This window comes from Candidatus Binatia bacterium (assembly GCA_036382395.1).
Classification (GTDB): domain Bacteria; phylum Desulfobacterota; class Binatia; order HRBIN30; family HRBIN30; genus JAGDMS01.
On record DASVHW010000373.1, the window covers coordinates 1 to 9,658 of the forward strand.

Below are 9,658 nucleotides of genomic sequence, written 5' to 3' on the forward strand. Positions count from 1 at the left end.
GGCGCAACCCTACCAAAGTCAATCTGAGGTGGCAATTGCTCGGTGACGATGGCGGTTTTCTTTTCACCCGTGCGGTTGTCCTTCTGGCCTGGGCTTCCTATAAGCTGAAGCTGTTTCGCCGCCGAAGACATCAGGAGGGGATATGACCACGGACGAGAAGCTGAAATTGGCCGTGAGCGTCGCACGGGCTGCGGCGCACTCGGGAGAGTATCGGCGCCTCGATAAGCTCATCGAGATTGTTTTTCGCAAACTGAATGAGTTGGCGCCCCCGGAGGCCGGGGAGGTGCACCTTCATGAGCGTGATCGGGAGTTCAAGCTGTAGCGGTCCGGCCTGTTCGTCGGCCACGAGGAAGTAGATGCTCGCTCCGAGACGTAGCGCTCCGACGAAGCGTTCGAGTTCCGTGGAAGCGACGCCGACCGCTGCGCGGCTGCGGCGCATCCTCAATACGATGCTCAAGGTGCTCCTCACCGCTGGGGCGTTCTACCTCCTGCTCACGCACCGGGTGCGTACGGAATCCGGAGAATCGGTCATTGCCCTGCGCGCCATTCTCGACTACCTGCCGCACATCCAGGGTAGTGTCTTCTGGCGCTTCACCCTGCTGGCGTTCACCATCAAGTTCGTCGGCATGTTGGCCTCGATGCTGCGCTGGTACTTGCTGCTGCGCGGACAGGGCATCACGTTTCCGCTCTGGCATATAGTGACCACGTTTCTGATCGGACGGTTTCTCGGGACCTTCCTCCCTTCGACCATCGGACTCGACGGCTACAAGCTGTACGACGCGGCGCGATTCTCCGGACGCACGGTTGAGGTCACGGCTGCGACCGTGGTGGAGAAAGGGCTGGGAATCGTCGGCATCGTGCTGACGTTTCTGGTGACGTTGCCGCTCGGCTACAGCGTGCTGGGCGACAAGGCCAGGCTGGTGGCGTTGCTGACCGTTCCCATCTCACTCGCCATCATCGGTGCGTTCTTTCTGGTGGCGTTCAAACCGGCGGTCATCGGCTTCCTGCTCGATCGCGTACGCCTCGGGCAGCGCGGCCGGGTTGCTTCCGTACTGGAGCGTGTCAACGCGGCGGCCGCCGCCTACAAGGATCAGAAGCTGCTGATGCTGCAGGCCACGGGGCTCAGCTTCGCCGTGCATTTCTGCACCGCCGTGACATACTTCTTCACGGCGCTGGCCATCGGTGCGGTGCACGCCGACTTCTGGGAAGTGTCATTTGCCTCGACTATCCAGATTTTCGCCACGGTGATGAGCCCGTTCACCATCGCCGGCGAAGGCGTACGCGAGATCGTCCAGACGGTGCTGCTGGCGCATCGGATCGGCACCTCGCAGTCCATCATCTCCGCCGCGTTGGGTTTCTGGGCGGCGGAAGCGCCGACGCTGAGCGGCGGCATTTTCTATTTCATGCGTGACGCCGGGTATCGGCCGGCGGTCGACGTTCGGGCGCGGGAAACCTAGGGCCGCGGCACCTGCGTGTCGGGCGCTTGGTGCTTGCAACGCGTTGCATGAGAGTCAAGTTCCGCCAGATGCCGCGGTAGCGACCCAACGGGGAGCGGTCCCGCTGCATAGATGCTGGGCGCAGCCCGCTACTCTTTGCGTCTCTTCGGCCGCTCTGTCTGGCGCAGGACTTTCTTGCGCAGGCGGACCGACTGCGGGGTGACCTCGACCAGTTCCTCATCACCGATCCATTCGATGCCGGTTTCCAGACCCATTTCGCGGTGGGGGGTGAGGCGCACGGCCTCATCGTGGCCGCTGGCGCGCATGTTGGAGAGTTTCTTCTCGCGGCAGATATTCACATCGAGGTCGGATTCACGCGAGTACTCGCCGACGACCATGCCTTCGTAGACACGTGTTCCCGGCGGGATGAAGATGACGCCGCGCTCCTGCAGATGGAAGATCGCATACGGTGTCGCCGGGCCTTCGCGGTCGGCAATCATGGCGCCGTTGGTGCGCGCTTGGATCGGACCCTGCCACGGCGCGTAGCCGTTGAACAGGGCGTTCATGATGCCGGTGCCGCGCGTATCGGTGAGAAAGTACGAGCGAAACCCGATCAAGCCGCGCGACGGGATGACGAACTCCAACCGCACCCGCCCGGAGCCCGGATGGTTCATCTTGGTCATCTTGCCACGGCGCACGGCAAGCAGCTGCGAGACCACGCCGATGTACTCTTCCGGCACATCCACCAGCAGCAGTTCCATGGGCTCGTGCGCCGCGCCGTCGATCTCCTTGGTGATGATGGTCGGCTTCGACACCAGCAGCTCGTAGCCCTCGCGGCGCATGGTTTCGACCAGGATCGCCAGCTGCAACTCGCCACGACCCATGACCCGCCACGAATCGGGTGAGGCCGTGTCCTCGATGCGCAAGCTCACGTTCTTGCGCAGCTCGTACACCAAGCGCTCGCGCAGCTTGCGCGAGGTGACGTATTCCCCCTCGCGTCCCGCCCACGGGGAGTTGTTGACGCTGAAAATCATCGCGATCGTCGGTTCGTCGATGCGGATGGCCGGCAGCGCTTGCGGGTTGAGGCGGTCCGCAATGGTTTCACCGATATGGATGTCCTCGATGCCTGCCACGGCGACAATGTCGCCGGCCTTTGCCTGCGGCAGCTCCATGCGCTTGAGTCCATGCCAGCCGTAGATTTGGTTGATCTTGGCATCCACGTGCGAGCCATCCAGGCGACAGACGGTGTAGATGGTGCCGCTGTGCAGCTCGCCGCTGACGATACGGCCGATGGCGAGACGGCCGACGTAGTCATTGTAGTCGAGATTGTTGGCTTGAAATTGGGTCGGGGCGTCCGGGTCGAAGCGCGGTGGCGGCAGCGCGGATACGATCAGGTCGAACAGCGGCCGCAGGTCGGCGTCGTCGTCGGTCAGGGCGCGCTTGGCAATCCCGGCACGGGCGTTGGTGTACACCACCGGAAAGTCCAGCTGCGTGTCGGTCGCATCGAGGTCGATGAAGAGATCGTAGATTTCATCCAGCACCTCGGTGACGCGGGCGTCGGGCCGATCAATCTTGTTGACGCACACCACCGGTGGCAGGCCGGCTTCCAGCGCCTTCTTCAGGACGAAACGTGTCTGCGGCAGGGGTCCTTCGGAGGCATCGACCAGCAGCATGACGCCGTCAACCATCGCCAAGGTCCGCTCCACCTCGCCGCCGAAATCGGCATGCCCCGGGGTATCGACGATGTTGATCTTGACGCCCTGGTAGGTGACGGCGGTGTTCTTGGCGAGAATGGTGATGCCGCGCTCGCGCTCGAGGACAAACGAGTCCATGACCCGTTCCACAACCTGCTCGTTGCTGCGGAAGATGCCGCTTTGGTGCAGCATGGCGTCGAGTAGGGTCGTCTTGCCGTGGTCGACGTGGGCGATGATCGCGATGTTGCGGATGTCGTCGCGGGTGGCGCGTAGTGGATGCATAATGCTCTTGAGTGGTTGGGGCCGAACGGTATCGGCGGGCTGACGTTATTGGCCTTGCTTTTCGAGGTGCGGTGACTATAGCATTCGCGTTGATTCCAGCAATGGCAGGTGTACCACCAGGGCTGAGGGTGGTGCGACTCGTGGTCGATGGCATTGCAACGGGGGCACGGGATGGCAGGCGCATCGCAATCGGATATTCATAATCTGGCGCGATTTCGCTACGCAATCCGCAAGTTTCTGCGGTTCAGTGAAGAGGCGGCACGCGGCACCGGTCTGACACCGCAACAGCACCAACTCTTGCTCGGCGTGACGGGCTTCACCGGAAAGGGGTGGGCGACGATCGGGGAGTTGGCGGACTTCCTGCAGGTGCGGCACCACAGCGTGGTCGGTCTGGTCGACCGGGCGGTAGCCTGTGGTTTGGTCCGCCGCGAGACCAACCCCGATGATCGCCGTGAAGTGCACATTTCGCTCGCCAGCGATGGGGCGCGCAAGCTGCGCGCCCTTGCCGAGCAGCACCGCAAGGAGCTGCTCGGGATGCGGCGGAGTTTCGACCTGCTCTATATCGAGCGCGACAGCGCTCCCAAGAAGGTTACGAGACCCCAACTCACCAAGGGGCGAAGACGGGGCTGAAACAGCCTACGGCGGAAGCAGCCTATGGCCGATGGCATATGGCATATGGTCAAGATCCAAGAGCCATAAGCCATAAGCCATACGCCATACGCGGCTCCTCTAGTTGCGTCCCAACTCCGCGGAGCGACGCGCGGCAGTGACGACGGCTGCGGCAACGGCGTCCTTGAATCCTCGCGTCTCCAGCTCACCGAGACCGGCCAGGGTGGTTCCGCCGGGCGACGTGACCATGGCCCGCAGCGCGTCCGGGCTCTCGCCGGTTTCCTGGAGCATCGCTGCCGCACCGGTGATCGTCTGTAACGCCAGCCGGCTTGCCAGGGGCGCCGGCAATCCGGCGTGAATGCCGCCGGCAATCAACCCTTCGGCGAAGAGATACACGTAGGCCGGACCGCTGCCACTGAGCCCGGTCACGGCATCGAGCAGCCGCTCCTCTTGCACCGCCACGGCCGCGCCGACCGCGCGCAGCAGGCGCAGGCCGAGGCGTTCGTCGGTGGCGGTGGCATAGCGGCCGCGTACCAACACCGACATGCCCTTGCCGACGAGCGCTGGCGTGTTGGGCATGACGCGCAGGACGCGCGCCCGGGTGCCGAGCCCTGCTTCCAGGCGGGCCGTCGTTACGCCGGCGGCAATGGAGAGAAAGATCTTCGCCGGCGTCACGGCGCCGCGCAGCCCCGCCAACACTGCGTCGATGCTCTGTGGCTTTACGGCGAGGACGACGACCTTGGAGCCGTGCACCAGCGCCGCATTGTCGGCCGTGACGCCGACCCCGAATCGCCGGCGCAGCGAGGTACGCTGGCGCGCCTCGACATCACTGGCCCACACCTGATCGGCCCGATAGAGTCCCGCCGCGAGCAATCCGCGGATCAAAGCGCTCGCCATGTTGCCGCCGCCGACGAAGCCGATAACGCGCTGTCCTTGCTTGCTGGTAGCCTGCGTTCTTCTTGGCTCTTCCTTCATTACGATCCTCTCATTGGTGGGATTCTCGCCGCCGACGCAGTGTAGGGGCGCAGCATGTTGCGCCCCTACTTCACGTTCGCTCTCCGAAGATCGCCCTGCCAATCCGCACCAGGGTTGCACCCTCTTCGATGGCTACGGTGAAGTCGTCTGACATGCCCATCGACAGCTCACGCAACGGCGCGTTAGCAGGAGCGTGACGCTGCAGCTGGTCGCGCAGCTGGCGCAGGCCACGAAAATGTGGCCGCGCCGCTCCCACTGATTCCGCCGGCGGGGGAATGGTCATCAATCCATCGATCGACAGCCAGCGGCGATCGGCTAGCGCCGCCAACAGGTCTTCGACGTCTTCCGCGCGGACGCCGTGTTTGGTCGTCTCGCCGCCGGTGTTCACCTCGAGGAGGACCCGTACCGGTTGCCCGCGGTGCTCGGCGTGGCGCGCCAGGGCCTCGCCGAGGGCGACGGAGTCCAGGGTGTGAATGACGTTGAAGAGTTCGACCGCGCGCGCGGCCTTGTTGCGCTGCAGATGTCCGATCATGTGCCAGGTGACCGGCGCCGTGATCCGCGGTATCTTGGCAACCGCTTCCTGGACGTAATTCTCTCCGATGTCTGTTGCCCCTGCCCGAATCGCCTGTTCGATCAACTCGACGGGTTTGGTTTTCGAGACTGCGATAATACGCACTGCTTGTGGATCGCGTCCGACCTTCTGCGCCGCCTGCGCCACCTGCTGCCGCACGCGTTCCCAATTGGCGGCCACGTCCATCATGGCATCGCTGGGGCCGTGTTCGCCGCGGCGGGGAGATGCCGCTGCAGGAGATCGGTGACCGCTTCCATCGGCAAGCCCACGACATTCGAGTGGGAGCCGCGAACGCGGACGACAAACTTCTTCGCCAGCCCCTGCACCGCGTAAGCGCCAGCCTTGTCGAAGGGCTCGCCGGATTCGAGATACTCCTCGATCTCAGCCGCCGTGAGCGGGCGGAATGCGACCTGGCTTTCGACGAGGATTTCCTCGACGGCTCCGGTGGGATCCACCAATGCAACCGCGGTGAGCACGCGATGGGTGCGGCCCGACAGCGCCTGCAGCATGCGCCGCGCATCGCTGCGATCAATGGGCTTTCCGAACAAGGTGCCGTCTACGACCACGACGGTGTCGGCGGCCAGTACGCACGTGCCCGGATGGCGTCGCGCGACGTCACCCGCCTTTTCCGCCGCGATCCGTTGCGCAAAGGCGTCCGCAGGCTCCCCTGGCTGCGGGGTTTCCATGACGTTGCTGGGGTCCACCTCGAATCGAAAGCCTCTCGCGGTGAGCAACTCACGCCGTCGCGGCGAAGCGGAGGCGAGGACCAGCGCCGTGCTCATTGGCCCAGTACCCATGTGTGGTTGTTGGCCGATGCTCGCTGCATTGTCAACGTGGCTGGCACCTGCCGATGGATATGCTAGCTGAGACCCATGTTGCGGTTGATTCTTACGCTGGTGTTATTGCTGACCACGGTTGGATGCGGCGCGCGGGTGCCGGTGCCTCCGTCCGCCCTGCCGCAGGTTCAGGTGCGGCTTGATACCGTTGCCGACAAGCGCGCCGCCTTCGTCCGGGCCTACGACTCGTTCCGCCACGGAGAAGATGAGCGGGCTTTGCCGATCTTCAGTGCGTTGGCGGAGCAGTACCCCGAGCTGGCAGACTATGCGCTCTACTTTGCTGGCACGATTGCGTTGCGACGCGGGGGTGATGCGGCGGCCGAGGCGGCGTTCTCCCGTCTGCTGCGGGACTATCCGCAGAGTGTGAAGGCGCCCGCGGCGGCACTGGAAACGGGGCGGTTGCTGTTACGGGCCGGCGGTGTTGATCAGGCCCAGCCGCTGCTGCGCGAGGCGCTGGCCGCGCCGGATGCCACCACGGTCCAGGGCGCGCGCCTGGCGCTCGCCGAGGCGGATGAGCGCCAGGGGAACATTGAGGCGGCGTACGCTGGATACATGGAAGTGCGACGCAAGATGGTTGGCTCGACGTTGGGCCGAACCGCGAAGCAACAGGTGCTTGCTCTGCGCGCCCAGCATCCCGAACGCGCGCTGGTGGGCGCCGACCTGCTGGACGAAGCGCGGCTACTGCTTGACGAGCACGACTATGGCGCGGCGGAAAGTGCCGCGCAACAGCTCCTGCAGTCGCCGGGCGGTGTGGAGCAGGCGGCGGCGTTGCGGGTGCAGGCGGATGTGCTGTACGGACGCGGCGAGGTCGAAGCAGCCGTGGCGAAGCTGCGGACGCTGGTTGATCGTTTTCCAGAGACCACCGCGGCCCCTGGAGCGTTGTTTCGCCTAGCTTCCGTTCTGTGGAATCGCGATCAGGATAGCGCCGCGCTGAGCGCCTTCCTGGAATTTCGGCGTCGTTATCCCGATGACCCTCGCGCCACCGAGGCGCTCTACGCCGTCGGCCGCATTCATCAGAGCGCGGGGCGGAGCGCCCTCGCCGTCGACAGTTTTGCGGCCCTGGCCAGGCGGTATCCACGGAGTAAGTTCGCTGACGAAGCACGCTGGCGGATCGGGTGGATCCACTATCTGTCCCGGGACTGGCCGGCGGCCAGTTCGGCGTTTGCACGACTGGCGGACGAGACGTTGTCATTGCCGCAACGCAACGGTGCGATGTATTGGGAAGCGCGGGCGCTTGAGTCTGCTGGCCGGGCGGAGGCGGCGCGCGAGCTGTATCGGGACATCATCGAGCGTGACCCTACCGATTACTATGCCATGTGGGCGGAGCGGCGTCTGGGGGCGTCCTCAGGGGCCCTGCTTCCAGCACAAGTCGAGTCGATGCCCGCGCCAGCGTTGCTTGCCGGAACGGCAGAGGGCTCTGCGGCGTTGGAGTCCGTGCCGGGCGTCGAGGCCTTTCATTTCAGCCGTTGGGGTGAGCTGAAAGCGGCGGGTGTCTACACGCTGGCGCGCCAGGAGTTGAAGGCGATCGAGCGTGGCCGCCGTGACGACATCGGCACGATGCGTTACCTGCTGCATGCGTATCAGGCCGTTGATGGCTTTGCTGCCGCCCAGCATCTCCTACAGCGCTTGGGGGACCGTGCCGGACTGTCGGCTTTCGAGCGCCAGCACCTGCTCTATCCGCTGGCGTTCTGGTCCATCGTGGACCGGGAGGCCCGCGACAATGCCGTCGATCCGCTTCTGATCGAATCGCTCATGCGTCAGGAGAGCTTGTTCGATCCTGAGGCGCGGTCGCCGGCCAACGCGTACGGGCTCATGCAGTTGCTGCCCAAGACCGCGACGCAGGTGGCGTCGGCGAACGGTCGTGCCGTTGACCCACCCGCGCTACTGGAACCGGATATCAACATCGACCTCGGCAGCCGGTATCTCAAAGGACTACTGGTCCGTTTCCGCGGGGACGTGTTGAAGGCGGTGGCGGCATACAATGGCGGTGAGGCGGCAGTGGAAAAATGGGAGCGGCGCTTTGCTGATCTCGAGCCAGACGAGTTTGTCGAAAGCATCAGCTACCGGGAGACGCGGGACTACGTGAAGCGGGTGATGACGAACTACCGCAAGTACCGGCAGCTGTACGCTGGCCGCGCCAGCTAGCGCCCTCACAGTCGGGAAACGATCGGCGAGTGCGGGAAGTCGTAGCGGTGCGTGGCGATCTGCGCTGCATCGGCCCGCCGCCGCGGGTCGACGAAATTGGCGGCGAACAAGACGCCCGCCGGCAGATAGATCATGATGGCGATGATGCCGAGCAGGGTTTCGCCGATGGCAAACGTGAGCACGACATTGAACAAGAGGACGCCGGCGTAGAGGAGCGGCTCGATGAGTCCCGCGTATGGAAGATGGCGAACTCCGGCCGGCCGCGTCAAATCGGAGCTGAACCACTGCCGCCTCTCGAACCACTGGAAGAGGGCAATCGTGGTTGCGCCGACCAAAGCCCAGCCGATGAAGTTGCTGATCGGCACGCCGAAGTAGATGCCGCCGTTCGGGTAGTAATAGATTTTCCCCAGGAACCAGCGATCGCCGTGCACCGTGAGGGGGTCGATCACCACGTCGAGCAGGGTCATGAGCACGGTTGCGGTGACCAGGACGCGCCGCGATTGCCGGATCTCACAGGTGTCGACGACCTGAACATCCCCCGGCCGAATCTGCAGGGGCGAGTACACCAGGACCGCCAGGCTGAGCCCCAGGTAACAGAGGAAGGTGAACGAGAGGGAGTCCCAGAAGGGGACATTGGAGATCCACAACTCGCGGTCCCGGGTGGTGTCGACGTAGTGATAGAGCCCGAACGGGAAGCCGGTTCGCGTCGAACAGAACTCGGCGGCGAAGGCGACGGTGTAGGCGATGAGGGTGAAGACGAGGGTCTTCTTCCAGCCCATCTTGCTGACCGCCGCCACCAAGTAGACGGCGAAAAACACGAACACATAGGGCCGGAGCACGACCATGCCGAGGAGGCGATGCAACAGGTCCAACATCGGGGGGACCTTACCTGTAGGTGGGGAGGAACTCAACGTCGAAGAGGCTTCTCCTTGTGGAAGGCGAAGCGAAGGACTATATGCCCGAAGCTCTGGGGTTCTCTTCGGAAGCGTAGCGCCTGATGGAACGGTACATTCGGTTCATCGTCCGGCACCGCTTGGCGGTTGTGATTGCGGTCCTGTTGGTCACGGCCGCGCTCGCGACGCAGCTTCGGCATGTGCATTTGGAGATTCG

The 9,658-nt window shown here is 64.2% G+C and carries 9 protein-coding genes; 4 read left to right on the top strand and 5 right to left on the bottom strand.

The window, feature by feature from the left end; genetic code table 11:
* Positions 1 to 142 precede the first annotated feature (142 nt).
* Complete coding sequence (locus VF515_17925) at positions 143 to 322, top strand: hypothetical protein (GenBank protein HEX7409511.1); 180 nt, start codon at positions 143 to 145, stop codon at positions 320 to 322.
* 79 nt (positions 323 to 401) lie between these two features.
* Complete coding sequence (locus VF515_17930; protein ID HEX7409512.1) at positions 402 to 1,457, top strand: lysylphosphatidylglycerol synthase transmembrane domain-containing protein; 1,056 nt, start codon at positions 402 to 404, stop codon at positions 1,455 to 1,457.
* Positions 1,458 to 1,585: 128 nt separating this feature from the next.
* Here the strand turns inward: VF515_17930 and typA are convergent, their stop codons facing one another.
* Complete coding sequence (typA, locus tag VF515_17935; GenBank protein HEX7409513.1) at positions 1,586 to 3,412, bottom strand: translational GTPase TypA; 1,827 nt, start codon at positions 3,410 to 3,412, stop codon at positions 1,586 to 1,588.
* Positions 3,413 to 3,583: 171 nt separating this feature from the next.
* Here typA and VF515_17940 point away from each other — a divergent pair, with 171 nt between their 5' ends.
* Positions 3,584 to 4,042 (top strand): MarR family transcriptional regulator, encoded by a 459-nt coding sequence (locus VF515_17940; protein HEX7409514.1) that lies wholly within the window; start codon positions 3,584 to 3,586, stop codon positions 4,040 to 4,042.
* A gap of 99 nt (positions 4,043 to 4,141) precedes the next feature.
* Here the strand turns inward: VF515_17940 and proC are convergent, their stop codons facing one another.
* The 3 genes from proC to VF515_17955 form a co-directional block, all read right to left on the bottom strand.
* Positions 4,142 to 4,996, bottom strand: a complete 855-nt coding sequence (gene proC, locus VF515_17945; GenBank protein HEX7409515.1) for a pyrroline-5-carboxylate reductase — start codon at positions 4,994 to 4,996, stop codon at positions 4,142 to 4,144.
* A 70-nt stretch (positions 4,997 to 5,066) separates the two neighbouring features.
* Positions 5,067 to 5,756: a YggS family pyridoxal phosphate-dependent enzyme gene (locus VF515_17950; protein ID HEX7409516.1), complete on the bottom strand. Its 690-nt coding sequence runs from the start codon at positions 5,754 to 5,756 to the stop codon at positions 5,067 to 5,069.
* Positions 5,753 to 6,349 carry a Maf family protein gene (locus VF515_17955; protein ID HEX7409517.1) on the bottom strand — a complete coding sequence of 199 codons (597 nt, stop codon included), beginning with the start codon at positions 6,347 to 6,349 and terminating at the stop codon, positions 5,753 to 5,755. Before VF515_17955 ends, VF515_17950 begins: the two co-directional genes overlap by 4 nt.
* 90 nt (positions 6,350 to 6,439) lie before the next feature.
* On the opposite strand from VF515_17955, the gene VF515_17960 reads away from it, so the two are divergent.
* Complete coding sequence (locus VF515_17960) at positions 6,440 to 8,548, top strand: transglycosylase SLT domain-containing protein (protein ID HEX7409518.1); 2,109 nt, start codon at positions 6,440 to 6,442, stop codon at positions 8,546 to 8,548.
* A 5-nt stretch (positions 8,549 to 8,553) separates the two neighbouring features.
* Here VF515_17960 and VF515_17965 read toward each other — a convergent pair whose 3' ends face one another.
* Positions 8,554 to 9,423: a carotenoid biosynthesis protein gene (locus VF515_17965; protein ID HEX7409519.1), complete on the bottom strand. Its 870-nt coding sequence runs from the start codon at positions 9,421 to 9,423 to the stop codon at positions 8,554 to 8,556.
* Positions 9,424 to 9,658: the final 235 nt, after the last annotated feature.

Coding starts and splice junctions, on each gene's coding strand:
- VF515_17925 (HEX7409511.1), top strand. CDS start 143: ATGACCACGGACGAGAAGCTGAAATTGGCCGTGAGCGTCGCACGGGCT.
- typA (HEX7409513.1), bottom strand. CDS start 3,412: ATGCATCCACTACGCGCCACCCGCGACGACATCCGCAACATCGCGATC.
- VF515_17940 (HEX7409514.1), top strand. CDS start 3,584: ATGGCAGGCGCATCGCAATCGGATATTCATAATCTGGCGCGATTTCGC.
- proC (HEX7409515.1), bottom strand. CDS start 4,996: ATGAAGGAAGAGCCAAGAAGAACGCAGGCTACCAGCAAGCAAGGACAG.
- VF515_17950 (HEX7409516.1), bottom strand. CDS start 5,756: ATGATGGACGTGGCCGCCAATTGGGAACGCGTGCGGCAGCAGGTGGCG.
- VF515_17955 (HEX7409517.1), bottom strand. CDS start 6,349: ATGAGCACGGCGCTGGTCCTCGCCTCCGCTTCGCCGCGACGGCGTGAG.
- VF515_17960 (HEX7409518.1), top strand. CDS start 6,440: ATGTTGCGGTTGATTCTTACGCTGGTGTTATTGCTGACCACGGTTGGA.
- VF515_17965 (HEX7409519.1), bottom strand. CDS start 9,423: ATGTTGGACCTGTTGCATCGCCTCCTCGGCATGGTCGTGCTCCGGCCC.